This is a genomic window from Mesorhizobium sp. ESP-6-4, from assembly GCF_020164735.1.
Lineage (GTDB): Bacteria > Pseudomonadota > Alphaproteobacteria > Rhizobiales > Rhizobiaceae > Mesorhizobium.
On the sequence record NZ_JAIUGS010000003.1, the window covers coordinates 224,958 to 250,716 of the forward strand.

A 25,759-nucleotide genomic window follows, 5' to 3' on the forward strand; every position below is an offset into this window, starting at 1 on the left:
GCTTCCGGGGAAACACGACTTGGCTGAGATCGGCAAGGACATCGAACGCCCGCTCGGACAGACGATCCGACCTCAGCGCAAGGCCTCGCGCGGCATCGGCTCCGGCTCGCTCATCGCTGTGCTGGCCGTGCTTGGCGTGATCGGTGTTTCCGGCGCTATTGCGCTGCGTGAAAGGCCGTTCCGCAAGCCGGAAGAAGTCGCCGTTTCGACGCCGAAGGTCACCGCCGAGGCTGCTCCTGCCGCGACAGCGGCGCCCGCGCCGGCTCCGATGGCGGCGGCGCCACAGGCCAGCACGCCGATGAAGAGCGGCGGCCCGCAGATCATCCACGTCCAGACCGAAGAAGGCGACGGCCCGCCGAAGGCCGCTATCGTGATTCGCGATCCGTCGACGCTCGGCCAGAACCTCAAGGTCGCCCATATCCCGGACAGGGCGCTGATCGAGGCCGGCGACACCGGACCGCTGCCGATCCGCAGCGCCGACGGCCGGCGGCCGTTCGACGTTTATGCGCGGCCTTGGTCAGGCGCGCGCGGGGCACGGGTGGCGATCGTCATTGGCGGGCTCGCCGTCTCGCAGACCGGCACGCAGGCGGCGATCGCCAAGCTGCCGGCCGAAGTGACGTTGGCCTTCGCGCCGCAAGGCAACAGTATCGGCCGCTGGATGCAGACGGCAAGGCAAAGCGGGCATGAGATCGTCATGCAGGTGCCGCTCGAGCCGTTCGATTATCCCAACGTCAATCCCGGCCGCAACACGCTGACTGTCGCGGCCAGCCCGGACGAGAACCTGAAGAGCCTGCACTGGGCCCTGTCGCGCACGACCAACTATACCGGGGTCATGAACTATATGGGCGCCCGCTTCTCGGCCGACGCCGCGGCGATGGAACCGTTCATGGCCGAGCTCGGTAAGCGGGGGCTTGCCTACATCGATGACGGCTCGTCATCGCGCAGTGTGGCGCCTGACCTGGCGTTGAAGGACGGCGTGCCATTCGTCGCCGGCGACATGGCGATCGATGCCGTCCAGGATCGCGGCGAAATCCTCAAGAAGCTGGACAGCCTCGAAGCCACGGCGCGGGCCAAGGGCAGCGCCGTCGGCGTCGGTTCGGCCTTCGATATCACCGTCGACACGGTGACGTCGTGGATTGCCGAAGCGAAGAAGCGCGGCATCGAGATCGTGCCGATCTCGGCTGTGGCGATCGATCCGCAAAAAGGCTAGCTGGGTGAATGGTCAGTGGTGAATAGTAAGTAGTAAGTAGTAAGTAGTAGTAGATTTTCAGTGCCGCGCCACGGTTTTTGATGCCGTCACCATTCACCATTCACCATTCACCACTCACTACTCACTACTCACTACTCACTACTCACACGGAACGCTGCCCCCATGGCCAAAAAGATCGATCCCGAAACGCTGCCTTACCGTCCGTGCGTCGGGCTGATGATCCTCAACAAAGCAGGTCTGGTCTGGGTTGGGCACCGCATCGCCGAACCGGACAGCGAGTTTGCCGGCACGACGCAGCTTTGGCAGATGCCGCAAGGCGGCATCGACAAGGGCGAAGAGCCGATCGAGGCCGCCGGGCGCGAGCTCTACGAGGAGACCGGCATGCGCAGCGTGTCGCTGCTTGCCGAGGCGCCGCGCTGGATCAATTACGACCTGCCGGAGCATCTGGTCGGCGTCGCCTTCAAGGGCCGCTATCGCGGCCAGACGCAGAAATGGTTCGCCTACCGCTTCGAGGGCGACGAAGGCGAGATCGAGATCAATCCGCCTCCTGGTGGCCATAAGGCCGAGTTCGATGAATGGGCCTGGCGGCCGATGCGGGAGCTGCCCGACCTGATCGTGCCGTTCAAGCGCAAGGTCTACGAGCAGGTGGTGGCGGCGTTCCAGCATCTCGTCCCTTGAGCGGCCTCCATCTGTCCCGGTTGTCGCGGGCGCCCCGTGGCCGTATTGATTGCCGATGCAATGAGCGGGGGTCGCCATGAGCGACGACACCGGACGCGGGTTTCCGGCACATAATGCAAGCAGTGGCTCGACCGTGAGCGAGGCCGCCGCCGGCGCGATCCTGACGATCGACCTCGGGGCCATCCGGGAAAACTACCGCCGGCTGAAGGCGCGGCTGGACGGCGTCCGCTGCGCCGGGGTGCTCAAGGCTGACGGCTACGGACTTGGCGCCGCGCAAGTGGCATCGGCGCTGGCGAAAGAGGGCTGCGACATCTTCTTCGTCGCGCTGCTCGGCGAAGGTATCGCGCTGCGCAAGGCGATCGGCCCGGGGCCGGACATCTTCGTGCTGAACGGGCTGCCTCCGGATTCTGAACCGGAAGCCGCGGCGGCCGGGCTTTGGCCGGTCATCAACAGCGCCATGCAGCTTAAGGCCTGGCGCGAGACCGCGCGAGGCATGGGCCAGAGCCTTGCCGCCGCCATCCAGGTCGACAGCGGCATGGCAAGGCTCGGCATGGCGCCGGCGGAAGTCGAGGCGGTCGCGGGGGAGATCGGCGCCTTCGATGGCGTCGACATTCGTTTTGTCATGAGCCATCTCGCCCGCGCCGACGAGCCGCAACAGGCGGCGAACGAGAGGCAGCGGCACGAATTCGAAAGGCTGCGCAGGATGCTGCCCGCGGCGCCCGCCTCCTTGGCCAACTCGTCCGGCATCTTTCTCGGGCCGGCCTATCACTACGACCTTGCCCGCCCGGGAGCCGCGCTTTACGGCGTCAACCCGACACCACACACACCCAATCCGATGCTGCCGGTCATACGGCTGCAAGCCAAGGTGGCGCAGACGCGGCAGGTCGACGCCGGCGCCGGCATCGGCTATGGCCATACCCACCAGGCGGATGGACCGCTCGATCTCGCGACCATTTCGCTGGGCTATGGCGACGGCTGGCACCGTCGCGCCGCTTCGGCCGCCTGGTTCGAGGGCGTGCGACTGCCCTTCGTCGGGCGCGTGTCGATGGACTCGATCATCCTCGACATTTCGGCGCTTTCGGCAGGTAGGCTCGGCGAAGGCGACCTCGTCGAGCTCATCGGTCCGTCGCAAAGCGTCGACGACGCGGCCGGCCATGCCGGTACCATCGGCTATGAGATATTGACTAGTCTGGGCGCGCGCTTTCACCGCCGTTACATCGGCGGATAACGCAGCCCTTGGCGGGTGCCGCAAAATCCGGCAGACAGGGAATGGCCATGCCTCGGGCGGCATGATCGGCCTTTGAGGGAGCCTTGAATGAAAGTCATCGTGCTGGGCGGCGGCGTGATAGGGGTCACCACCGCCTACTTCCTCGCCGAGGCCGGTCATGAAGTGACCGTCTACGATCGCCAACCGGGGCCGGCGCTCGAAACCAGCTTCGCCAATGCCGGCGAAGTATCGCCGGGCTATGCCTCGCCTTGGGCCGGGCCCGGTATCCCGGTCAAAGCCGTCAAATGGCTGTTGATGAAGTACGGCCCTCTGGTCGTGCGGCCCGCCTTCGACCCGAACATGTGGACCTGGCTCCTCAAGATGCTGCGCAACTGCACGGCCGAGCGCTACGCGCTCAACAAGTCGCGCATGGTGCCGCTTGCCGAATACAGCCGCGACACGCTGAAGGCGCTGCGCGAGGCGACCGGCATCACCTACGACGAACGGACCAAAGGCACGCTGCAGCTGTTCCGCAAGCAAAAGCAACTCGACGGCACCGGCGGCGACGTCGAGGTGCTGAAGAAATACGGTGTGCCTTACGAGATCCTCGACCGCGACGGCTGTATCGCCGCCGAGCCGGCCCTTGCGGCGGTGCGCGAGAAATTCGTCGGCGGCCTCAGGCTTCCGGGCGACGAGACCGGCGACTGCAAGATGTTCACCGACAAGCTCGCGGAACTTTGCGTGGCGCGCGGCGTGACCTTCGAATATGGCTCGACCATCCGGCGCATCGTCAGGAACCGCAATCGCCTCACCAACGTCCTCACGGAGGGCGGATGGAAATCCGCGGACGCCTTCGTGATGGCGATGGGCAGCTATTCGGCGCAGTTCATGCGCTCGCTGGGGCGGCCCATACCGGTCTATCCGGTCAAGGGCTATTCGATCACCGTGCCGATCGACAATGTCGAGGCCGCGCCTGTGTCGACCGTCATGGACGAGACCTACAAGGTGGCGATCACCAGGCTCGGCGACCGCATCCGGGTCGGCGGCACGGCGGAGATTTCGGGCTATGACCTTCGCCTGCAGGAATCGCGCCGCCGCACGCTCGAACACTCGGTCGGCGATCTCTTCCCCGGCGGCGGCGATCTCAAGGCGGCGAGCTTCTGGTGCGGCTTGCGGCCGATGACGCCGGATGGACCGCCCTTGATTGGGCAAAGCGAGGTTGCCAACCTCTATCTCAACACCGGCCATGGCACGCTCGGCTGGACCATGGCCTGCGGCTCGGCCAAGGTGCTCGCCGACATCATGTCCAACCGGGTGCCGGAGATCAACGCGCGCGACCTCAGCCCGGAGCGGTATCTCAAACCTATCTGAGGGGCTTTGCATCTGCTTCGGCGGGCTTGCCTCGGAACGCTTCCCCGACCCAGCTGTCGCCGAACAGCTGCTGGTAGAGCTTGGCGCTGGCAAGGCGGCGGCGACCAACTGCCTGTGATAGGATCGGCCGCAGCGAGGGGACTTTGGATGCGTCTTTTTCTTTTTGCGGCGGCCGCCTATCTGACCTGCGCCCCGGCGGCGCTGGCAGCGGACAAAACCGTTCACGACAAGGAGCACGGCTTTTCGCTGACCTATCCCGAGCAATGGGCGAGCGAAACCGCCTTTGACAACACCATTCGGCTCAAGATCAAATCCGGCGAAGGAGGGCTCACCTGCCGCGTGTCGGAAAATGCCTATGATCCGACCGCTCCCGACAATCCGCCCGATGTCAGGGCGTTCATGGAGGAAGACTGGAAGGTGAGCAACTGGCAGACCATGGTCGGCGTCGCCTATGAGTCGGCCGCCTTCCGCCAGGACAGGTTGGCGCATTTTCCGGACGGCTATCCGGTGCGCATGGCCGAGATGGATTTCCACTATGCCGACGAGAATGTCAGCTTCTACGGCCATTCCCGCATCGCGCTGACGCTGCGCAGCTCGCATTACGGCTTCGTCGATTGCGGGGTCGCGGGCGACAACTCCGAAGAGGTAGAGCGCAAATGGGCGCCGCTTGCAGACGAGGCCGACAAGATCGTAAGTTCCTTCGTGCTCGATGCGGATTAATTCCTCACTGCAGGCATTTGAAGGGTTGCGGGCTTGTCAGCGGCAAGATTTTCACCGTCCATTTCGGTAAATCAGCGCAGACGTTGGGAATTGGCTGAAGCCTCTCAACCTCGTCATTCCAGGGCGGAGCAGCCGCGGAGCGGCGTCGCGGAGACCCTGGAATCCATTCCGTGATTCTGATCAAAGAGTGCAGCTGAGCAGAATTCTGCACCGCGGCAGCGCTCATGCGACACGGAATGGATCCTCGGGTCTGCGCGCGTCGCTTCGCTCCTTGCTCCGCCCGTGGATGACGAGGCCGGACCGTTTCGGCCAATCTCCAAGGCATACCATCTGTCAACGCGAACACCGGTCAGATTTCTGTCCCGGGAACGTTCTGGGCAAGCGGTCCTAGATCGTGTTCTAGACAAAAAGGCCGCGCTCGCGTTCCACGGCCTTGGTGATGAAGTTGGCGACCAGCTGCACGCGGCGCAGCGGCCTGACCGATTCATGATAGACCAGCCAATAGGCGCGGCGGATGGGCGCGACGATGTCGACCGGCACCAGCTCCGGCATCGAACGGGCGACGAATGTGTGGAGGATGCCGATGCCGGCGCCGGAGCGCACCGCTTCGGCCTGGCCAAGCGCCGAGGAGATGGCGAAGCTGGTGCGCCATTCGGGGCTGAACTCGGCAGCATAGTCGAGCGAGGGGCTGACGATGAGGTCCGGCACATAGCCGATCAGCGTGTGCCGGCCGAGCTCGGCCGGCGCTTTCGGCAGGCCGTTGGCTTCGGCATAGGCGCGGGAGGCGAACAGGCCGAGCGTGTAGTCGACCAGCTTGCCCGCCACCAGCCGCCCTTCGCTCGGCCGCTCGACGGTGATCGCGATATCGGCCTCGCGGCGCGACAGGGAGAAGGACCGCGGCACCGGCACCAGCTGGATGGTGAGCTCGCGGTGCAGCGCAGTCAGCTCGCCCAGCCGCTTTGCCAGGAAGGCGACGCCAAATCCGTCCGGCGCGCCGATGCGCACCGTGCCCGAAACGTCGTCGCCCTCGCCGGCAATGGTCGAGCGCGCGGCGATCATGTCGCCTTCCATGCGCTCGGCTATGTCGAGGAAGCGCTCGCCGGCCGGCGTCAGCTCGCTGCCGGTGGTCAGGCGGCGGAAGAGTTTTGTGCGAAGCGCCTCTTCGAGCGCGGCGATGCGGCGCGAAACGGTGGCGTGGTTGAGCTCAAGGCGTTTCGCCGCACCGAGGATCTGGCCGGCGCGGGCGACTGCAAGGAAGATGCGGACATCATCCCAGTTCATGGGAGTGGTCCGTTTTAACCGGCAGCGCCGCGTTCCCGCCCACCCCCCTCTGTCCTGCCGGACATCTCCCCCGCAAGGGGGGAGATTGGCAGCTTCTCTGATGGCGCTTCTTTTCAATCGTTGGTGATTGGCGAAAGCCTTCGTGACGTCTGATCTCCCCCCTTGCGGGGGAGATGGCCGGCAGGCCAGAGGGGGGTGTGAAGGAACGCAAGCTTCGGCCTTTTCGGCAATCCATCATTTGCGGCAATTAATGCACACCTCGGGATCGTTGTCTATTTTCCGCACAACGGTTGCGTTTTGGCTCGCGTTGCCATCGCCGCCGCAAAGGCGGACAATGCATCATCACCAAACAAGGGAGAGAAGGCATGATCGAATACGGTCATTTCATCGGCGGCAAGCGTGTCGCCGGCACCAGCGGGCGCAAGCAGGATGTGATGCAGCCGATGGACGGGTCCGTGCGCGGCACGGTGGCTTTGGCCTCGCAGGCGGAGCTGCGCGCCGCGGTCGAGAACGCCAAGGCGGCGCAGCCGAAATGGGCGGCCACCAACCCGCAGCGCCGCGTGCGCGTGCTGATGAAATTCCTCGAGCTGGTCGCCCGCGACTATGACGAGCTGGCCGACATCCTGGCGCGTGAGCACGGCAAGACTATTGCCGATGCGCGCGGGGACATCCAGCGCGGCCTCGAAGTGGTCGAGGTCTGCATCGGCGCTCCGCACATGATGAAGGGCGAGTTCACCGACGGCGCCGGCCCGGGCATCGACGTCTATTCGATGCGCCAGCCGCTCGGCGTCGTCGCCGGCATCACGCCGTTCAACTTCCCGGCCATGATCCCGCTGTGGAAGATCGCGCCGGCCATCGCCTGCGGCAACGCCTTCATCCTGAAGCCGTCGGAGCGCGATCCGGGCGTGCCGATCCGTATCGCCGAACTGTTCATCGAGGCCGGCCTGCCGGCCGGTATCCTCAACGTCGTCAATGGCGACAAGGAAGTTGTCGATGCCATCCTCGACGATCCGGACATCAAGGCGATCGGCTTCGTCGGCTCGACGCCGATCGCGCACTATATCTATTCGCGCGGCACGGCATCGGGCAAGCGCGTGCAGTGCTTCGGCGGCGCCAAGAACCACATGATCATCATGCCCGATGCCGACATGGACCAGACCGTCGATGCGCTGATCGGCGCCGGCTACGGCTCGGCCGGCGAGCGCTGCATGGCGATTTCGGTGGCTGTCCCGGTCGGCAACGACACCGCCAACCGGCTGATGGAAAGGCTGGTGCCGCGCGTCGAGAGCCTCAAGGTCGGCCCTTCGACCGACTCTTCCGCCGATTTCGGCCCGCTGGTGACGGCGCAGGCGCTGGAGCGCGTCAAGGGTTATGTCGATATCGGGGTCAAGGAAGGCGCCAAGCTCGTCGTCGACGGCCGCGGTTTCAAGATGCAGGGCTATGAGAACGGCTACTATATGGGCGGCTGCCTGTTCGACGACGTGACGGCCGACATGCGCATCTACAAGGAAGAGATCTTCGGGCCGGTGCTCTCGGTGGTGCGCGCGCCGCGCTACGAGGACGCCATCAAGCTCGCCAATGACCACGAGATGGGCAACGGCGTCGCCATCTTCACCCGCGACGGCGACGCCGCGCGTGATTTCGCGTCCAGAGTCCAGGTCGGCATGGTGGGCATCAACGTGCCGATCCCGGTTCCGATCGCCTATTACACGTTCGGCGGCTGGAAGGCGTCGTCCTTCGGCGACCTCAACCAGCACGGTCCGGACGCGTTCCGCTTCTACACCAAGACCAAGACGGTCACCTCGCGTTGGCCGTCGGGTATCAAGGACGGCGCCGAGTTTGTCATCCCGACGATGAACTAGACTAGCCCGAACGGTTGTCCAAACCAACATTGAGAAGGCGCGGCGCAAGCCGCGCTTTCTTTTTATGGACGAAGGCGAAGCACAACTTCAGGCGCATGAATTCCGGCGCATCGCGTCATGCGTGCGTCCGCATATTCTAATAATTCCATCGCCGTGTGATGGAACCAACAGACCACCATCTGCCTTAGGCTTTATTCCTGCCATGCGTGCAGGCAACCAAGCAGCGCCGGTTCAAGCCGGGGTTCTCGTCTGGCGCGAGGAGGTGTCAGATGACACGATTTGTTGTGGCGGCAATATTGGCGGCGACGGCGATGACCGTTGGAGCCGCGCCGGCGAGCGCGGCGGCGCAATGCGCGGCGCGCGCCGACATCATCAAGGCGCTTGGCGACAAGTTCCACGAAACCGAGGCCGGGCGCGGCCTGATCAATCCGAACGTCGTGCTCGAGATCTTCGTCTCCGACCAGGGAAGCTGGACGGTGCTCGCCTCCGATACCAAAGGCCAGAGCTGCGTGCTTTCCGTCGGCGAGGGCTGGGACAGCCCGACGATCACCGCGGCGATGCCGGGCGCCTGAAACCGGCAGGGAGCCGGGGTGCGCGCCACAACGGCTCCCACGGTCGGGCGTCAAGTGGCGCCAAGCAGGCGCTCTCCGCGGCGCCGCTTGTTTACGGAGCGGAGCTTCACCATATCGAATCTCAGGGAGTCATGATCTCCCGACGACAGACCGGAAGCCAGAAGGAGTGACGCGATGAAGACGTCCAATCCGGCCTGGAGCCTTCCGGCACACTGAGGCGGCCGAATGTGCCTCCCTTTGCCGGAATGCGACGGCAAAGGAGGTGCCCCATGGCACGCGAATTTTCGTTTCGATGGGTCAAGCTTGCGGCCGTTGGCGCCATGATGGCGCTGTCGGCAGTTCCGGCGCGGGCGCAAGTCATCTGCGGCGGCCATGACTATCTGGTCGCGAGGCTGGCGGAGGCATTCGAGGAGAAGCGGCTGGGCTATGGCGTGGCCGGACAAGTCGCCATCTTCGAGGTGTTCGTCTCGGCAGGCGGAACCTGGACCATCCTGATGACGGACGTCAAAGGCCAGAGCTGCATCCTGGCCGCCGGCGAGGGGTGGGAAGACACGCTGGCCACCGCGGTCGGCCAGCCGGGTGGCTGAAGCGCCTCGAGCAGGCGCTGGTCCTGCTCAGCGCGTGGCGGCCACCTCGGCATGACCGCGCAGCAGCGCTATCAGCTTCTTGGCGTCCTTGGCGGCGGCTTCCTCGTCGCCGTCGAGGATGGAACGGATCAACGCCACGTGGTGCTCGGCCGATTCGGCGAGACCGGTGTCGGCCTTGTAGCGATACCAGAAGCGGCGGCTGTGGGTTTGCAAGGGGGCCGCCACACGCGCCGCGAACGGGTTGTCGGCGGCGATGGCCAGCGCTTCGTCGAGCGCCTTGTCGGCCTGGATGAAGGCAAGCACATTGCTCGAGATCACCGCCTTCTGCATGGCCAGGGCCGCTTCATGGAATAGGTCGGCGGCCTCGCGGGTGACGAAGCGGGCGGCCGAGCGGGCGAGCACCACCTCGATGCCGCGCCGCGCATCCAGCACCCGCAGCCAGTCGCCGGCGTGAAGCGGCGCGACCGCGATGCCGGCACGGGGTCTGATGTCGAGAAGCCCTTCCCAGGCGAGCCGCTGGATAGCCTCGCGCACGGGGGTGCGTCCGAGACCCAGCCGCTCGATCAGCGCGCCTTCAGTGACGAAGCCCGACGGCGCCAGCTCGAGCGTGACGATCATATGCTCAAGCGCGCGATAGGCCTTGGTCGCCGCCGGCTCGAAGGTCGCGTTCGCCTCGACGGATATCAGCGGGGAGATCAATGGCGGGCTCCTGATATATTTTTCATATATCATAAGTGATTCAGCGTTGACAGGCTAATTCTTAATAGATATACGACTGATATATCAGAGGAGAGATAGCCATGTGGGCCGGAGTTTTCCCCGCCGTCACGACCAAATTCACCGCCGACGACCGTCTCGACCATGCCGAGATGGAGCGCTGCTACGGGCTGCAGATGGAGGCCGGCTGCGACGGCATCATCGTATGCGGTTCACTCGGCGAAGGCCCCATGCTATCGCCTGACGAGAAGGTCGAGGTGCTGAAGACGGCGCAGAAAGTTGCCGGCAAGAAGCCGGTGCTTTTGACCGTCAACGAGCCCGGCACGCGTGAGGCGGCTGCTATCGCCAAACGCGCCGCCAAGGAAGGCGCCGACGGCCTGATGGTGGTGCCGAGCCCGATCTATCACACCGACCCGCAAGAGACGGTCGCCGCCCTTCGCGCCGTCGCCGAAGCAGGCGACCTGCCGGTGATGATCTATTCCAACCGGCTCGCCTATCGCGTCGACGTCACCGTCGACCTGATGGAGGAGCTGGCGTCGGACAAGCGTTTCGTCGCCATCAAGGAATCCTCCGACGACATCCGCCGATCGACCGAGATCATCAACCGGTTCGGCACCCGCTACGACCTCTTCACCGGCGTCGACAACCTTGCCTTCGAGGCGCTGTCGGTTGGCGCCATCGGCTGGGTCGCCGGCCTCGTCACCGCCTTCCCGCGCGAGACGGTCGCGATCTACCAGTTGATGCAACAGGGCCGCCGCGACGAGGCGCTGGCGATCTATCGCTGGTTCCGGCCCTTGCTCGACCTCGATGTCTCGACCTATCTGGTCCAAAACATCAAGCTTGCCGAAGTGCTGGCGATCGGTACCAATGATCGCGTGCGCATGCCGCGCCAGCTGCTGTCGGGTGAACGCCGCAAGGCGGTCGAAAAGATCGTCCGGGATGCGCTGGCGGTGCGGCCGAAGCTGCCGCCGCTGCAGACGTCTCCTCGGCCGACGGACAGCTTGGCGGCGGCCAAATAAGGGACAGCCCTGACGTGCAACGAAATTCCAAATCCTCGAAACAGGAGCGGCGCTCCGCCACCGGGGCATCTTCTGCCGGTGCACGGGGAGAAGCGGACGATATCGCCATCATTGGCGGCGGCATCATCGGCATCTGCGCTGCGGCCCTGCTCTCGGAAGCGGGGCGCAGCGTCGCCGTCTTCGACCGCACCGGCATCTGCGAGGAGACGAGCTCCGGCAATGCCGCCGCCTTCGCCTTCTCCGACGTACTGCCGCTGGCGCATAAAGGCATGATCCGGCAATTGCCGAAATGGCTCGCCGATCCGCTCGGACCTTTGACCATCCCACCGGCTTATCTGCCGAAACTTCTGCCCTGGCTGATCCGCTTCTGGCGGGCGGGCGCGGCGAAGCACTACGAGACGAGCCTCGCCGCGCAGGCGGGCATGATGAAGCTCGCCGAAGCCGAATGGATGGGGCTGCTCGACCGCTCCGGCACGCGGCCGATGCTGCGCGAGGATGGGTCGCTGGAATTCTATGAGAGCGAGGCGGAGTTCCGCGCCTCGCTGCCCGGCTGGGCCGAGCGCGAGCGTTTCGGCATCGGCTTTCGCCATGTCGAGGGCGAAGAGATGGCGGCGCTTCAACCGGGTCTTTCGCCGCGCTTCGTCAAGGCCACCTTCGTGCCGGGCTGGAAGACGGTCGCCGACCCGAAGCTGCTCGGCAAGGCGGTCTGGGCCTATGCGGAAAAACGCGGCGCCCGTTTCGAGCATGCGCGGGTCGCGCGCATAGAAGAGGATGCAAAGGGCCCCACGATCGTTCTGGCAGACGGCAGCAGGCGCGCGGCCAAGACGCTTCTGATCGCAGCGGGCGCCTGGTCTCATCTCCTGGCAAGGGATCTCGGCGACAGCATCCCGCTTGAAACCGAGCGCGGCTACAACACGACGCTGCCGGTGTCGGCCTTCGACGTGAAACGGCAGCTGATCTTTTCCGGCCATGGCTTCGTCATCACGCCGCTCGAGACCGGCTTGCGCGTCGGCGGCGCCGTCGAGCTCGGCGGCATCGAGCGGCCGCCGAATTTCGCTCGCTCGAAGGCGATGCTGGAGAAGGCGAAGCGCTTCCTGCCCGGGCTTGATCCGTCGGGCGGCCGCGAGTGGATGGGTTTTCGCCCTTCGCTGCCGGATTCCCTGCCGGTGATCGGCGCGTCGCGCGCGCCGAACGTCTATTACGCTTTTGGTCACGGCCATCTCGGCCTGACCCAGTCCGCGGCGACCGGCCGCTTGATCCGCGATCTCGTTCTCGGGCAGACTCCGCCCCTCGATCTCACGCCCTTCAGTCCGCAGCGTTTCTGAAAAAGAGTCCATCATGGCGAAAAAATCCTTCTTCTGCATCGACGGCCACACCTGCGGCAACCCGGTCCGCCTGGTCGCCGGCGGCGGGCCGCTGCTCGACGGCGCGACCATGATGGAGCGGCGGGCGCATTTCCTCGCCGAATATGACTGGATCCGCACCGGGCTGATGTTCGAGCCGCGCGGCCATGACGTGATGTCGGGCGCGATCCTCTACCCGCCGACGCGCGAGGACTGCGACATCGCCATCCTGTTCATCGAGACCTCGGGCTGCCTGCCGATGTGCGGCCATGGCACGATCGGCACCGTCACCATGGCGATCGAGCACGGGCTGGTGAAGCCAAAGACGCCGGGCGTCTTGAGGCTCGACACGCCGGCCGGCCTTGTCATCGCCGAATACAAACAGGTCGGCGAATATGTCGAGGAGGTGCGCATCACCAACGTGCCGTCCTTCCTCTATGCCGAAGGCTTGACCGTCGAATGCCCGGTGCTCGGGGAGATCAGCGTCGACGTCGCCTATGGCGGCAATTTCTACGCCATCGTCGAGCCACAGAAGAATTATCGGGACATGGCCGATTACTCGGCGGGCGACCTCATCGCCTGGAGTCCGGTTGTGCGCCAGCGCCTCAATGAGAAATACTCCTTCGTGCATCCGGAGAACCCCGGCATCAACCGGCTGTCGCATCTGCTGTGGACGGGCAAGCCGAAACATGCCGAGGCCGACGCGCGCAACGCCGTCTTCTACGGCGACAAGGCGATCGACCGCAGCCCTTGCGGCACCGGCACCTCGGCCCGCATGGCGCAGCTCCATGCCAAGGGCAAGCTCAGGGCCGGCGACAGTTTCGTGCATGAATCGATCATCGGCTCGCTGTTCAAAGGCAGGGTCGAAAAGGAGGTCAGCGTGGCCGGCAAGCCGGCGATCATCCCCTCGATCGGCGGCTGGGCACGGATGACGGGCCTGAACACCATCTTCATCGACGACCGCGATCCGTTCGCGCATGGATTCGTCGTCACATAAGCGTCACAGCCTCACCCAACGGAAGGCATGCCGCCCAAAATGGGCAGCCTCTGGTCGCGCAAGAAATCTTCTCATCAACTTATTTTGACGGCGATTTCTTCGAGCGGGTGGGCATTATAGGGCTGAATCGTCAAAGACATTGCGTTGTGCCAATGATAGGGTCCGCGATAGTCCAGGGGGCCGGGTACGAAAAACGGACAATCGGGCGGCGTGCTTCCAAAACACGCCCGGCGATTGAAAAATCACGTTGCAATCCGGGCTCGAGACTTTACGACTAGGGGAAATACGAAAAGGAGTGCGACCCGGAAACGGGCGACATTCCAGGGGAGCCGCGTAAATATGCAGTATTTCGTCCAGCAGCTTATCAATGGGCTGACGCTGGGATCTATCTATGGCCTGATCGCAATCGGCTACACGATGGTCTACGGCATCATCGGCATGATCAATTTCGCCCATGGCGATATCTTCATGGTCGGCGCCTTCACCGCCCTCATCGTCTTCCTGATCCTCGGCGCGTTGTTCTATTCGGTGCCGGTCGTGGTGGCGCTTCTGATCATGATGATCGTCGCCATGCTTCTCACCAGCCTCTACAACTGGACGATCGAGAAGGTGGCCTACCGGCCGCTGCGCGGCTCGTTCCGGCTGGCGCCGCTGATCACCGCCATCGGCATGTCGATCGCGCTGTCCAACTTCGTCCAGGTCACGCAAGGGCCGCGCAACAAGCCGATCCCGCCGCTGGTCAGCCAAGTCTACACTGTTGATGGTGTGAGCGTTTCGCTGAAGCAGATCCTCATCGTGATCGTCACCATCGTGCTGCTGGCGATTTTCTGGTATCTCGTCAACCGGACAGCGCTCGGGCGGGCGCAACGCGCCTGCGAGCAAGATCGCAAGATGGCGGCGCTGCTCGGCATCGACGTCGACCGCACCATCTCCATCACCTTCATCATGGGCGCAGCCCTTGCCGCCGTCGCCGGCACGCTGTTCCTGATGTATTACGGCGTCGTGGTGTTCTCGGACGGCTTCGTGCCGGGCGTGAAGGCCTTCACGGCGGCCGTGCTCGGCGGCATCGGCTCGCTGCCTGGCGCGGTGCTCGGAGGATTGCTCATCGGTTTCATCGAGAGCATGTGGTCGGCCTATTTCTCGATCGACTACAAGGACGTCGCCGCTTTCTCGATCCTGGCGATCGTGCTCATCTTCCTGCCCTCCGGCATCCTCGGCCGGCCTGAAGTCGAAAAGGTCTGATCCTGATGGCCGTTACCGTGTCTTCGGAGCGCGACGCCGTCGCTACTCCAGTTCAGCGCGCTTTTCGCGAAGCGCTCTATGCAGGCGCCATCGCGCTCGGCCTGTTCGTGCTGTTTATCGGTCTCAGGACCGATCAGAACATCTCCAATGAACTGATCCTGGTGCAGCGCTGGGGCCTGCTCGCCCTGGTGGTCATCGCCACCGCCGGGGGCCGCTTCCTCTATGTCGCCTATGGCCAGCCCTTCGTAGCCAGCCTGAAGATCGTCGACATCGACACAGGCCTGCTGCCCGACACCATGGCGGCACGCTTCTTCAGGATGCCCTATTTCGTAGCAGCGGTCGTTGTCGCAGCCCTGCTGTTCGTGCTGGCCGGCTCGCTTGACGGGCTGCTCGGACCCGACCTTGCCGGCTACGCGCGCTTTGTGCGGGCGCTGGCGATCATTTATGCCGTCGCCTGGGTAATGTATTACTTCCGGGCCTTTATCCACGCCCACTTCTCGGCATTGGGCATCAGCGCGCTGGCGCTCTATCCGATCATCGTCGTGCTGGTGCTTGCGCTGGTAACAGGATCGATAGCGGGAGGGTTTCAGGGCTCTCTGAAGTGGGTCGACAATTTCGGCATCCAGATCCTGATCTATGTGATGCTGGCCTGGGGGCTGAACATCGTCATCGGCCTCGCCGGCCTGCTCGATCTCGGCTACGTCGCCTTCTATGCCGTCGGCGCGTATGCCTACGCGCTGCTCGGCACGCATTTCGGCCTGTCCTTCTGGATCCTGCTTCCGGCCGCCGGCTGCATGGCCGCCTTCTGGGGCGTCATGCTCGGCTTCCCGGTGCTGCGGCTGCGCGGCGACTATCTGGCGATCGTCACCCTTGCCTTTGGCGAGATCATTCGCCTCGTCCTGATCAACTGGCGCGAGGTGACAAACGGTTCTGCCGGCATTTCCGGCATTCCAAAGGTCTCCTTCTTCGGCCTGATGTCGTTCAACGTCTCGGACCCGAACTACATCGCCAAGGTGCTGAACATCGCCACATCGAGCGCCTATTACAAGATCTTCCTTTACTATCTGATCCTCGGTCTCTGTCTCTTGACCGCCTTCGTTACGATCAGGCTGCGCCGGTTGCCGGTCGGCAGGGCGTGGGAAGCGCTGCGCGAGGACGAGATCGCCTGTCGCTCGCTCGGCATCAACACCACCACCACCAAGCTGACGGCGTTCGCCACCGGCGCCATGTTTGGCGGCTTCGCCGGCTCGTTCTTCGCCGCAAGGCAAGGTTTCGTCAGCCCCGAATCCTTCGTCTTCCTGGAATCGGCGATTGTCCTCGCCATCGTCGTGCTCGGCGGCATGGGTTCGCTGGTCGGCATCGCCGTAGCGGCGCTGGTGATGATCGGCGGCACCGAAGCGTTGCGGGAGCTCGATTTCCTGAAGCGGGTCTTCGGTCCCGATTTCACGCCTGAACTCTACCGCATGCTGCTTTTCGGCATGGCCATGGTCATCGTCATGCTGTGGAAGCCGCGCGGCTTCGTCGGCAGCCGCGAGCCGACGGCCTTCCTGAAGGAGCGAAGAGCGGTTTCAAGCTCCTTCACCAAGGAGGGGCACGGCTGATGAACGCGACCCCTTCCTCGAACGATTTCATCCTGCAGGTCGAGCATCTGTCGATGAAGTTCGGCGGCCTGGTCGCCATCGGCGACCTGTCGTTCCAGGCCAGGCGCGGCGAGATCACCGCGCTGATCGGCCCGAACGGCGCCGGCAAGACCACGGTGTTCAACTGCATCACCGGCTTCTACAAGCCGTCTGAAGGCATGATCACGCTGAACCGGGGGGACGGCTCGACCTATCTGCTCGAGCGCCTGCCCAACCACGAGATCCCAGCCCGCGCCAAGGTGGCGCGCACCTTCCAGAACATCCGACTGTTCTCGGGCATGACGCTGCTGGAGAACCTCCTGGTCGCGCAGCACAACAAGCTGATGAAGGCTTCGGGCTATACTCTCCTCGGCCTGTTCGGCTTTCCGAGCTATCGCCAGGCCTCGGCCGAGTCGATCGAGCTCGCCAGGCACTGGCTGGAGAAGGCCGATCTTGTCGATCGCGCCGACGATCCGGCCGGCGACCTGCCCTATGGCGCGCAGCGGCGCTTAGAAATCGCGCGCGCCATGTGCACGGGGCCGGAGCTTCTGTGCCTCGACGAACCGGCCGCCGGGCTCAATCCGAAGGAATCTGCGGCGCTCAACGAGCTGTTGATGGGCATCAAGAGCACCGGCACGTCGATCCTGCTCATCGAGCACGACATGTCGGTGGTGATGCAGATCTCCGACCATGTCGTCGTGCTCGAATACGGCCGCAAGATCTCCGACGGCAATCCGGCGTCGGTCCGCACCGATCCGCGCGTCATCGCGGCCTATCTCGGCGTCGACGACGAGGAGGTCGAGACGGTGCTGACCGAGGTCGGCGATGAGGACGTGATCGAGCAGCTCGATACCGGCCCCGATTCCGCGCATGGGCCGGGAAGTTCCGCTTCGATGATGGCGGGGCCGGTTTCCGATTCGGTCGAACATGGGAATGAGGGCGAGCGGGTCACGGTGTCGAAGGGCGCCTCGAAGGCGGCGCAAGTCGACGCGCGCGCCGCATCGATAGCCAGCAAGCCGGTTCCATCGCCAGCGACAAAGTCGGCCGCCGCGAAAGGCAAGCGGACGGCGAAAGCCCCTGCAAAGAAGGCCCCCGGCAAGGCGCCGGCGAAAGCCGGCGGCATCTCCAATCGCCTCGACGCGCCACGCGGCGGCAAGGCCGATAGCCTGATCCGGATCAAAGGCATCGGCCCGGTCAACGAGCGCAAGCTCAACGAGCACGGCATCTTCCATTTCGACCAGATAGCGGCCTGGAAGAAGGCCGACATCGAGGCGGCGGAAGCCTATCTCGCCTTTGACGGGCGCATTGCCCGCGAAGACTGGATCGGCCAGGCGAAGACGCTGGCGAAGGAAGCAGCGGCCAAGCCCGCGACGCGTGGAGGGCGTAAATAATGGCCGGCACAACGCTGCTCGACATCAAGGGTGTCGAGACTTACTACGGCAACATCCGGGCGCTGAACGGCGTCGATGTCAGCGTCAACCAGGGTGAGATCGTGGCACTGATCGGTGCCAACGGCGCCGGCAAGTCGACGCTGATGATGACCATCTTCGGCGCGCCGCGCGCCCGCACCGGCACCATCACCTTCGCCGGCACCGACATCACCAAGATGCCGACGCATGAGATCGCACGCCTGCGCATCGCGCAATCCCCGGAAGGCAGACGCATCTTTCCGCGCATGACGGTGATGGAAAATCTGCAGATGGGCGCCAGCCTCGACAATCTCAAGCATTATGACGAGGACGTCGAGAGGGTGTTCACGCTGTTCCCGCGGCTGAAAGAGCGCATCGCCCAGCGCGGCGGCACGCTGTCGGGCGGCGAGCAGCAAATGCTGTCGATCGGGCGCGCGCTGATGGCGCGGCCGAAGCTTTTGTTGCTGGACGAGCCCTCGCTGGGCCTCGCTCCGCTGATCGTCAAGCAGATCTTCGACGCCATCCGCGAGCTCAACAAGACGCAGGGGCTGACCGTGTTCCTGGTCGAGCAGAACGCCTTCGGCGCGCTCAAGCTCGCCACGCGCGGTTATGTCATGGTCAACGGCAATGTGACGATGAGCGGCACCGGCAAGGAATTGCTCGCCAATCCGGAAGTGCGCGCCGCCTATCTCGAAGGCGGACATCATTAGAGCGCGATGACTTTCCCAGGATCGCCGTCTCGCTCTAAAGTTTTGTTCTTGAAGCATGATCTTCTCCGAAAAGTCTGCAACTTTTCGGGATCATGCTAAGATCTGGGGACATCAATCATGCAGGGCATTATCTACGAAGAAGCCTCGATCTGGCAGTTTCTATTCGTCACAGGCCTGCTTGGCGGCGGGGCGGCATGGATGACAGGCAAAGCGGCGGCTCAGACCTGGAGCACGTATCTGCGGCTGTTTTTCTTCCTGCTCGGACTCGGTATCGGCGTCAGGTTCATCCATCACGCCTTGTTCGGCGGCACGATGTTCTCGCTGCATTACTATATCGTCGACACCATCGTCCTGATGATACTGGGCTTCCTCGGCTATCAATACACGCGCACCAACCAAATGGTCACGCAGTATAACTGGCTCTATGAAAGAGCTTCCTTGTTAAGCTGGAAACCGAAAGGTTGACGTTCACCATTACGCCGTTTCGGGGATGAATCGGCGTGACAAGTGCCTGAAAATCGGCATTCTATGCTTTCTGCGATAAGGGTGGGCATCGCATGAAAGTATCATCCACGCCCACTCCGTAAATGGGAGCGTTTCAATGAAAAAATCACTTTTGTCCGCCGTGGCGCTGACCGCGTTCGTCGCGTTCAGCGGCAGCGCGTGGGCCGACATCCTGATCGGCGTCGCCGGTCCGATCACCGGCCCGAACGCCGCATTCGGCGCGCAGTTGCAGAAGGGCGCGGAACAGGCGGTCGCCGACATCAACGCGGCGGGCGGCATCCTCGGCCAGCAGCTCAAGCTCGAGATCGGTGACGACGTCTCCGATCCCAAGCAGGGCATCTCGGTCGCCAACAAGTTCGTCGCCGACGGCGTCAAGTTCGTCGACGGCCACTTCAACTCCGGTGTGTCGATCCCAGCCTCGGAAGTCTACCAGGAAAACGGCATGCTCGAGATCACGCCGGCTGCGACCAACCCGAAGTTCACCGAGCGCGGCATGTGGAACACCTTCCGCACCTGCGGTCGTGACGACCAGCAGGGCAAGGTGGCCGGCGACTACATCGCCAAGAACTTCAAGGATGCCAAGATCGCCATCATCCACGACAAGACGCCTTATGGTCAGGGCCTCGCCGACGAGACCAAGAAGAACCTCAACGCCAACGGCATCACGGAAGTGTTGTACGAAGGCGTGAATGTCGGCGACAAGGACTTCTCGGCCCTCATCGCCAAGATGAAGGAAAACGGCGTCACGCTCATCTACTGGGGCGGCCTGCACACCGAAGCCGGCCTGATCATCCGTCAGTCGGCCGATCAGGGCCTGAAGGCGCCGCTGTTCTCGGGCGACGGCATCGTCTCCAACGAACTGGCCTCGATCGCGGGCGACGCCGTTGCCGGCACGCTCAATACCTTCGCTCCGGATCCGCGCAAGAATCCGGCCGCCAAGGAAGTGGTCGAGAAGTTCCGCGCCAACGGCTTCGAGCCGGAAGCTTACACGCTCTACTCCTATGCCGCGGTGCAGATCATCGCCCAGGCCATCGCCAAGACCGGCTCGGCCGACGACGCGCAGAAGGTTGCGGAGACGATCAGGGCCAACACCTGGAAGACCGCCATCGGTGACATCGGCTACGACAGCAAGGGCGACATCACCCGTCCTGACTATGTCATCTATGAATGGAAGAAGGGCGACGACGGCAAGTACAGCTACTTCGAGAAATAAGCCGGCAAACTTAAGCCGACTTTTCGGGGATGCCCGGCGCACGCGCCGGGCATTTTCGTTTGCGGGCGAGGCCAACCGGAAGCTCCGCGCCGCGCCTCGGGCCATACCCGTCCACCACCCATGATCCGTGTTCGAAGAACAGCAATGACGATTTGGCGCAAACAGGCGACTTAAATCGTTTTAGCTGTCGCGCAAATTTGTTTGCGCTGCAGCATTTTCACGTTAATCATTGCGCCGGTTCATCTCCCTTCCGCTGCTGGAGCCTACTCCTTGGCCATCACGAAGATCCTCGTCGCCAACCGGTCCGAAATCGCCATCCGCGTGTTCCGCGCGGCCAACGAGCTCGGCCTCAAAACCGTGGCGATCTGGGCGGAGGAGGACAAATATTCGCTGCACCGCTTCAAAGCCGACGAGAGCTATCAGGTCGGCCGCGGACCGCATCTGGCCAAGGACATGGGGCCGATCGAGAGCTACCTGTCGATCGAGGAGGTGATCCGGGTCGCCAGGCTGTCGGGCGCCGACGCCATCCATCCCGGCTACGGCCTGCTGTCGGAAAGTCCGGAATTCGCCGAGGCCTGCGCCGAGGCAGGCGTCACCTTCATCGGCCCGAAGCCGGAAACGATGCGCCGGCTCGGCAACAAGGTCGCCGCGCGCAACCTGGCGATTGAAGTCGGCGTCCCGGTCGTCCCGGCAACCGATCCGCTGCCGGACGACATGGACGAGGTCAAGAAGCTCGCCGCGCAAATAGGCTATCCGGTGATGCTCAAGGCCTCGTGGGGCGGCGGCGGCCGCGGCATGCGCGCCATCCGCGCCGAGGCCGACCTCGCGCGCGAGGTGATGGAAGGCAAGCGCGAGGCCAAAGCCGCCTTCGGCAAGGACGAGGTCTATCTCGAAAAGCTGATCGAGCGCGCCCGCCATGTCGAGGTGCAGGTGCTGGGCGACACGCATGGCAATGCCGTGCATCTGTTCGAGCGCGACTGCTCGATCCAGCGCCGCAACCAGAAGGTCGTGGAGCGCGCACCGGCCCCCTATCTCAGCGAGGAGCTGCGCCAGGAGCTTTGCGGCTATGCGCTGAAGATCGCGCGCGAGACCAGCTATATCGGCGCCGGCACGGTCGAGTTTCTGCAGGACGCCGACACCGGCAAGTTCTATTTCATCGAGGTCAATCCGCGCATCCAGGTCGAGCACACCGTCACCGAGCAGGTGACCGGCATCGACATCGTCAAGGCGCAGATCCACATCCTCGACGGCTTCGCCATCGGCACGAAGCAATCGGGCGTGCCGGCGCAGAAGGACATCAGGCTGAACGGCCACGCGCTGCAGTGCCGCATCACCACCGAGGATCCGGAGCACAATTTCATCCCGGACTATGGCCGCATCACCGCCTATCGCGAGGCGGCGGGCTTCGGCATCCGGCTCGACGGCGGCACCGCCTATTCGGGCGCGGTCATCACCCGCTTCTACGATCCGCTGCTCGAAAAGGTGACGGCCTGGGCGCCGACGCCCGGCGAGGCGATCTCGCGCATGAACCGGGCGCTGCGCGAGTTCCGCATCCGCGGCGTCGCGACCAACCTCACCTTCCTCGAAGCGATCATCAACCACCCGCGCTTCGCCGACAATTCCTACACGACCAGGTTCATCGACACGACGCCGGAGCTGTTCGAGCAGGTGAAGCGGCAGGACCGCGCCACCAAGCTGCTCAACTACCTGGCCGATGTCAGCGTCAACGGCCACCCCGAGACGCGCGGGCGGCCGATGCCGAAGGCGAATGCGGCGGCACCCGTGGTGCCCTATCTCAACGGCCATATTCCGGACGGCAGCAAGCAGAGGCTCGATGCGCTAGGCCCGGAGAAATTCGCGGCCTGGATGCGCGGAGAGCGCCAGGTGCTGGTCACCGACACGACGATGCGCGACGGCCACCAGTCGCTGCTCGCCACGCGAATGCGCACCTATGACATCGCCGGCATCGCCGGCACCTATGCGCGGGCGCTGCCGCAATTGCTCTCGCTGGAATGCTGGGGCGGCGCGACGTTCGACGTCGCCATGCGCTTCCTCACCGAGGATCCGTGGGAGCGGCTGAGCAAAGTGCGCGAGGCCGCGCCCAACCTTCTGCTGCAGATGCTTTTGCGCGGCGCCAACGGCGTCGGCTACACCAATTATCCCGACAATGTCGTCCAGCATTTCGTCCACCAAGCGGCAGCCGGCGGTGTCGATCTGTTCCGCGTCTTCGACTGCCTTAACTGGGTCGAGAACATGCGCGTCGCCATGGACGCGGTCGGCGCCGAGGGCAAGCTGGTCGAGGCGGCGATGTGCTATACCGGCGATATCCTTGATCCGGCCCGCGCCAAATACGACCTCAAATACTACGTCGGGCTGGCCAAGGAGCTGGAGGCGGCCGGCGCGCATATCATCGCCGTCAAGGACATGGCCGGCCTTTTGAAGCCGGCCGCGGCGCGCGTGCTGTTCAAGGCGCTGCGCGAGGCGACCGACCTGCCGATCCATTTCCACACGCACGACACGTCAGGGCTGTCGGCGGCGACGGTGCTGGCGGCGGTGGAGAGCGGCGCCGACGCTATCGACGCAGCGATGGATTCCTTCTCCGGCAACACCTCGCAGCCCTGCCTCGGCTCGATCGTCGAGGCTCTGAAGGGCACCGAGCGCGACCCCGGTCTCGATCCGCAATGGATCCGCCGCATTTCCTTCTACTGGGAAGCGGTGCGCAACCAGTACGCAGCCTTCGAGAGCGATCTCAAGGGACCTGCCTCGGAGGTCTACCTGCACGAGATGCCGGGCGGCCAGTTCACCAACCTCAAGGAACAGGCGCGCTCGCTCGGGCTCGAGACGCGCTGGCATGAGGTGGCGCAGGCCTATCACGACGTCAACCTGATGTTCGGCGACATCGTCAAGGTGACGCCCTCGTCCAAGGTGGTCGGCGACATGGCGCTGATGATGATCAGCCAGGATCTCACCGTCGCCGATGTCGAGAACCCGGCCAAGGACATCGCCTTCCCGGACTCCGTCGTGTCGATGCTGCGCGGTGATCTCGGCCAGTCGCCTGGCGGCTGGCCGGCTGCGCTGCAGAAGAAGGCGCTGAAGGGCGAGAAGCCGATTACGGTTCGACCGGGCTCGCTGCTAAAAGCAGCCGATCTCAAGGCGAGCCGCAAGGACATCGAGGGCAAGCTCGACCGCAAGCTGTCCGAATACGAATTCGCCTCCTGGCTGATGTACCCGAAGGTGTTCACCGATTTCGCCGCGGCGCAGGAGACCTACGGGCCTGTCAGCGTGCTGCCGACGCCAACCTATTTCTACGGCATGAAGCCGGAAGACGAGATCTTCCTCGACATCGAGAAGGGCAAGACGCTGGTGGTTCGCTGCCAGGCGTTCGGCGAGGTCGACGACAAGGGCATGGTCACCGTGTTCTTCGAGCTCAACGGCCAGCCACGCCGCGTCAAGGTGCCGGACAGGGCGCATGGCGCTTCCGCCGCCAAGGCGCGCCGCAAGGCCGAACCCGGCAATGAGGGGCATGTCGGCGCGCCGATGCCCGGCGTCGTATCGGCGCTTGCCGTCGCGCCCGGACAGGCGGTCAAGGCGGGCGACGTGCTGCTTTCGATCGAGGCGATGAAGATGGAAACCGCGCTGCATGCCGAACGCGACGGCGAGATCGCCGAGGTGCTGGTGAAGGCCGGCGATCAGATCGACGCGAAGGATCTGTTGATCGCATTCAAATAAGGTGTGCCGATATTCAGGTGAGGCCGGCCTGCAAACGCCGGCTTCCTGCGCTTCCGGTGCTCACGTCCTTAAGTACGCTCCGCTCCGGTTCTCGGAATCCATCGTTTTCGACTCGGCCTGACCTGAATCTCGGCACACCTTTGGATGTGCGCAGCCGTCCACAGGCGCTCGACAAGTGTCTTGACCCGCCGCGCCCGCTCGGGCAGGGAACCCGCTCCAATTTGCCGTGGCGGGAATCGCCACTGCTCCAGAAGACGCGGAGAGAAAAATGGCCGACGAAATCACCGAGACCAGCCAGACTGTAGCCGCCGGCCAGCTGCGCACCATCATCGAGCGTATCGAGCGGCTCGAGGAAGAGAAGAAGACGATCTCCGACGACATCAAGGATGTCTATGCCGAAGCCAAGGGCACCGGCTTCGACACCAAGGCGATCCGCACCATCGTGCGGCTGCGCAAGAAGGACCAGGCCGAGCGCCAGGAAGAGGAGTCCATCCTCGACCTCTACAAGGCCGCTCTCGGCATGGCGTAAGCCTCATGGCCGGAGACCGGCCATGAACGAATTCGACTTCGGCGGCCGTCGCGCCTCGGAGTTCAGCCACCGCGGCTTCTGGGCCCTGTTTGCCGAACGGCACCCGCAAGAAAGGCAAAGGCTCGCTCGGCGCGGGCCGTGGTTCTGGCAGCGCGGGCTGCCGGATTTCGCTTTGGTCCTTTCGATGTATGTCGCGCCGGCGCAGAACCATGTCGGCGTCTTCTTCGGGCGCAACGAGAAGTTCGGCGCCACGGAGTCCTGGTCGCGGCTGAAGCCGTTCCAGCCGGCGATCGAGGCCAGACTGAAGCTCAGGCCCGAGCAGAGCTGCGAAGGTCTCGGCATCAACTCGATGTGGCGGGTGAACTGCTACGCCGAGGACAATTGGCCGGCCATGAGCGACTGGCTGGTGCGGGAATGCTCACGCTTCGAAGAAGCCGTGACCGAAATTCTCGGGCAGCGATAGGTCGCGGGCGATGAGGGATTTTTTCCGTTCGCGCTGGAGAGGCCAGGTTCCGCTCGACCGGCTGTTCTGGCGCGATATGCTGCTGGTCGGTACCATTCTGAGCATCGCCTCTTCGGCGCTGGCGCTGGTCCTGCTCGGGTTGAAGCTGCCGCTCTGGCTGGTGCTGGCGGTGCATTTCCTCCCCGTTCCCTACACCATTTTCCTGACGGTCGCTGTCTGGCGGACCGCGGAGAAGGCCGGGGGCTTCAAGGCGCAGCTGATGATGCTCGGTTCCGCGCTCTGGCTGATCACAACGGTCGTTGTGTAGAGCCGGATGGAGCATGAAAAAGGGCGGCCGAGGCCGCCCTTTGCGAAGACCGGAAGCCCAGATCAGACCGCAGGCTCGAAGCGCAGCGCCACGCCATTGATGCAGTAGCGCAGGCCGGTCGGCGGCGGGCCGTCCTCGAAGACATGGCCGAGATGGCTGCCGCAGCGCGCGCAATGGCATTCGGTGCGGACCATGCCGTAGCTGCGGTCGACGGTGGTCTCGATCGAGCCCGGGACCGGGTCGTTGAAGCTCGGCCAGCCGGTGCCGCTCTCGAACTTCAGCTTGGATTCGAACAGCGGCTGGTCGCAGCCGACGCAATAGAAGGTGCCGGCGCGCTTTTCGTAGAGCAGGGCGCAACTGCCGGGGCGCTCGGTGCCGTGGTTGCGCATCACGGCATACTGCTCCGGCGTCAGCCGGGCGCGCCACTCGGCATCGGTGCGGGTGACGGGATAGGCGTGAGTGTCCATGAA

The 25,759-nt window shown here is 64.1% G+C and carries 24 protein-coding genes; 21 read left to right on the top strand and 3 right to left on the bottom strand.

Annotated features, from left to right (window positions below; all coding sequences use genetic code 11):
• The first annotated feature begins 19 nt into the window (after positions 1-19).
• The 5 genes from LB523_RS08185 to LB523_RS08205 all read left to right on the top strand — a co-directional run bounded on the left by LB523_RS08185 (position 20) and on the right by LB523_RS08205 (position 5,186).
• Positions 20-1,210: a divergent polysaccharide deacetylase family protein gene (locus LB523_RS08185; protein ID WP_224602149.1), complete on the top strand. Its 1,191-nt coding sequence runs from the start codon at positions 20-22 to the stop codon at positions 1,208-1,210.
• 162 nt (positions 1,211-1,372) lie between these two features.
• Positions 1,373-1,888 (top strand): RNA pyrophosphohydrolase, encoded by a 516-nt coding sequence (locus LB523_RS08190; RefSeq protein WP_224602151.1) that lies wholly within the window; start codon positions 1,373-1,375, stop codon positions 1,886-1,888.
• 76 nt (positions 1,889-1,964) lie between these two features.
• Positions 1,965-3,116, top strand: coding sequence for an alanine racemase (gene alr, locus LB523_RS08195; protein WP_224602153.1), 1,152 nt, complete (start codon positions 1,965-1,967; stop codon positions 3,114-3,116).
• An 87-nt stretch (positions 3,117-3,203) separates the two neighbouring features.
• Positions 3,204-4,466: a D-amino acid dehydrogenase gene (locus tag LB523_RS08200; RefSeq protein ID WP_095767221.1), complete on the top strand. Its 1,263-nt coding sequence runs from the start codon at positions 3,204-3,206 to the stop codon at positions 4,464-4,466.
• Positions 4,467-4,613: 147 nt separating this feature from the next.
• Positions 4,614-5,186, top strand: coding sequence for a hypothetical protein (locus LB523_RS08205; RefSeq protein ID WP_224602156.1), 573 nt, complete (start codon positions 4,614-4,616; stop codon positions 5,184-5,186).
• 399 nt (positions 5,187-5,585) lie between these two features.
• Here LB523_RS08205 and LB523_RS08210 read toward each other — a convergent pair whose 3' ends face one another.
• Positions 5,586-6,467 (bottom strand): LysR family transcriptional regulator, encoded by an 882-nt coding sequence (locus LB523_RS08210; RefSeq protein WP_224602158.1) that lies wholly within the window; start codon positions 6,465-6,467, stop codon positions 5,586-5,588.
• Positions 6,468-6,832: 365 nt separating this feature from the next.
• Between LB523_RS08210 and LB523_RS08215 the strand changes: the two genes are divergently transcribed.
• From LB523_RS08215 to LB523_RS08225, 3 genes are all read left to right on the top strand, one after another.
• Positions 6,833-8,329 (top strand): CoA-acylating methylmalonate-semialdehyde dehydrogenase, encoded by a 1,497-nt coding sequence (locus LB523_RS08215; protein WP_224602159.1) that lies wholly within the window; start codon positions 6,833-6,835, stop codon positions 8,327-8,329.
• 269 nt (positions 8,330-8,598) lie between these two features.
• Positions 8,599-8,901 (top strand): hypothetical protein, encoded by a 303-nt coding sequence (locus LB523_RS08220; protein ID WP_140841768.1) that lies wholly within the window; start codon positions 8,599-8,601, stop codon positions 8,899-8,901.
• Between the two features lie 269 nt (positions 8,902-9,170).
• The gene (locus tag LB523_RS08225) at positions 9,171-9,488 is read left to right on the top strand and encodes a hypothetical protein (RefSeq protein ID WP_095767227.1); all 318 of its coding nucleotides are present in this window, start codon (positions 9,171-9,173) and stop codon (positions 9,486-9,488) included.
• A gap of 27 nt (positions 9,489-9,515) precedes the next feature.
• Here LB523_RS08225 and LB523_RS08230 read toward each other — a convergent pair whose 3' ends face one another.
• Positions 9,516-10,220: a GntR family transcriptional regulator gene (locus LB523_RS08230; protein ID WP_224602161.1), complete on the bottom strand. Its 705-nt coding sequence runs from the start codon at positions 10,218-10,220 to the stop codon at positions 9,516-9,518.
• 68 nt (positions 10,221-10,288) lie between these two features.
• On the opposite strand from LB523_RS08230, the gene LB523_RS08235 reads away from it, so the two are divergent.
• From LB523_RS08235 to LB523_RS08295, 13 genes are all read left to right on the top strand, one after another.
• On the top strand, positions 10,289-11,224 hold the full coding sequence (locus LB523_RS08235; RefSeq protein ID WP_224602163.1) for a dihydrodipicolinate synthase family protein: 936 nt from the start codon (positions 10,289-10,291) through the stop codon (positions 11,222-11,224).
• A gap of 14 nt (positions 11,225-11,238) precedes the next feature.
• Positions 11,239-12,549 (top strand): NAD(P)/FAD-dependent oxidoreductase, encoded by a 1,311-nt coding sequence (locus LB523_RS08240; protein ID WP_224602165.1) that lies wholly within the window; start codon positions 11,239-11,241, stop codon positions 12,547-12,549.
• Positions 12,550-12,562: 13 nt separating this feature from the next.
• The gene (locus LB523_RS08245; protein WP_224602167.1) at positions 12,563-13,564 is read left to right on the top strand and encodes a 4-hydroxyproline epimerase; all 1,002 of its coding nucleotides are present in this window, start codon (positions 12,563-12,565) and stop codon (positions 13,562-13,564) included.
• A 339-nt stretch (positions 13,565-13,903) separates the two neighbouring features.
• Positions 13,904-14,806, top strand: coding sequence for a branched-chain amino acid ABC transporter permease (locus LB523_RS08250; RefSeq protein ID WP_224528143.1), 903 nt, complete (start codon positions 13,904-13,906; stop codon positions 14,804-14,806).
• A 5-nt stretch (positions 14,807-14,811) separates the two neighbouring features.
• Positions 14,812-16,407 (top strand): high-affinity branched-chain amino acid ABC transporter permease LivM, encoded by a 1,596-nt coding sequence (gene livM / locus LB523_RS08255; RefSeq protein ID WP_224602170.1) that lies wholly within the window; start codon positions 14,812-14,814, stop codon positions 16,405-16,407.
• Positions 16,407-17,816, top strand: a complete 1,410-nt coding sequence (locus tag LB523_RS08260) for an ATP-binding cassette domain-containing protein (protein ID WP_224602172.1) — start codon at positions 16,407-16,409, stop codon at positions 17,814-17,816. Before livM ends, LB523_RS08260 begins: the two co-directional genes overlap by 1 nt.
• Positions 17,816-18,544 carry an ABC transporter ATP-binding protein gene (locus LB523_RS08265; protein ID WP_095767235.1) on the top strand — a complete coding sequence of 243 codons (729 nt, stop codon included), beginning with the start codon at positions 17,816-17,818 and terminating at the stop codon, positions 18,542-18,544. The genes LB523_RS08260 and LB523_RS08265 overlap by 1 nt, the downstream gene beginning before the upstream one ends.
• Positions 18,545-18,661: 117 nt before the next feature.
• On the top strand, positions 18,662-19,009 hold the full coding sequence (locus LB523_RS08270; protein ID WP_095767236.1) for a DUF6867 family protein: 348 nt from the start codon (positions 18,662-18,664) through the stop codon (positions 19,007-19,009).
• A gap of 136 nt (positions 19,010-19,145) precedes the next feature.
• Positions 19,146-20,261, top strand: coding sequence for a branched-chain amino acid ABC transporter substrate-binding protein (locus LB523_RS08275; protein ID WP_095767237.1), 1,116 nt, complete (start codon positions 19,146-19,148; stop codon positions 20,259-20,261).
• A gap of 270 nt (positions 20,262-20,531) precedes the next feature.
• Positions 20,532-23,990, top strand: coding sequence for a pyruvate carboxylase (gene pyc / locus LB523_RS08280; protein ID WP_224602175.1), 3,459 nt, complete (start codon positions 20,532-20,534; stop codon positions 23,988-23,990).
• Between the two features lie 268 nt (positions 23,991-24,258).
• The gene (locus LB523_RS08285) at positions 24,259-24,519 is read left to right on the top strand and encodes a DUF2312 domain-containing protein (RefSeq protein ID WP_095767239.1); all 261 of its coding nucleotides are present in this window, start codon (positions 24,259-24,261) and stop codon (positions 24,517-24,519) included.
• 22 nt (positions 24,520-24,541) lie between these two features.
• Positions 24,542-24,982 (top strand): hypothetical protein, encoded by a 441-nt coding sequence (locus tag LB523_RS08290; protein ID WP_224602177.1) that lies wholly within the window; start codon positions 24,542-24,544, stop codon positions 24,980-24,982.
• Positions 24,983-24,992: 10 nt separating this feature from the next.
• Positions 24,993-25,289, top strand: a complete 297-nt coding sequence (locus LB523_RS08295) for a hypothetical protein (protein ID WP_095767241.1) — start codon at positions 24,993-24,995, stop codon at positions 25,287-25,289.
• A 62-nt stretch (positions 25,290-25,351) separates the two neighbouring features.
• Here LB523_RS08295 and msrB read toward each other — a convergent pair whose 3' ends face one another.
• A complete protein-coding gene (gene msrB, locus LB523_RS08300; RefSeq protein ID WP_224528136.1) occupies positions 25,352-25,756 on the bottom strand; it encodes a peptide-methionine (R)-S-oxide reductase MsrB in 405 nt (134 codons plus the stop codon).
• Positions 25,757-25,759 lie beyond the last annotated feature (3 nt).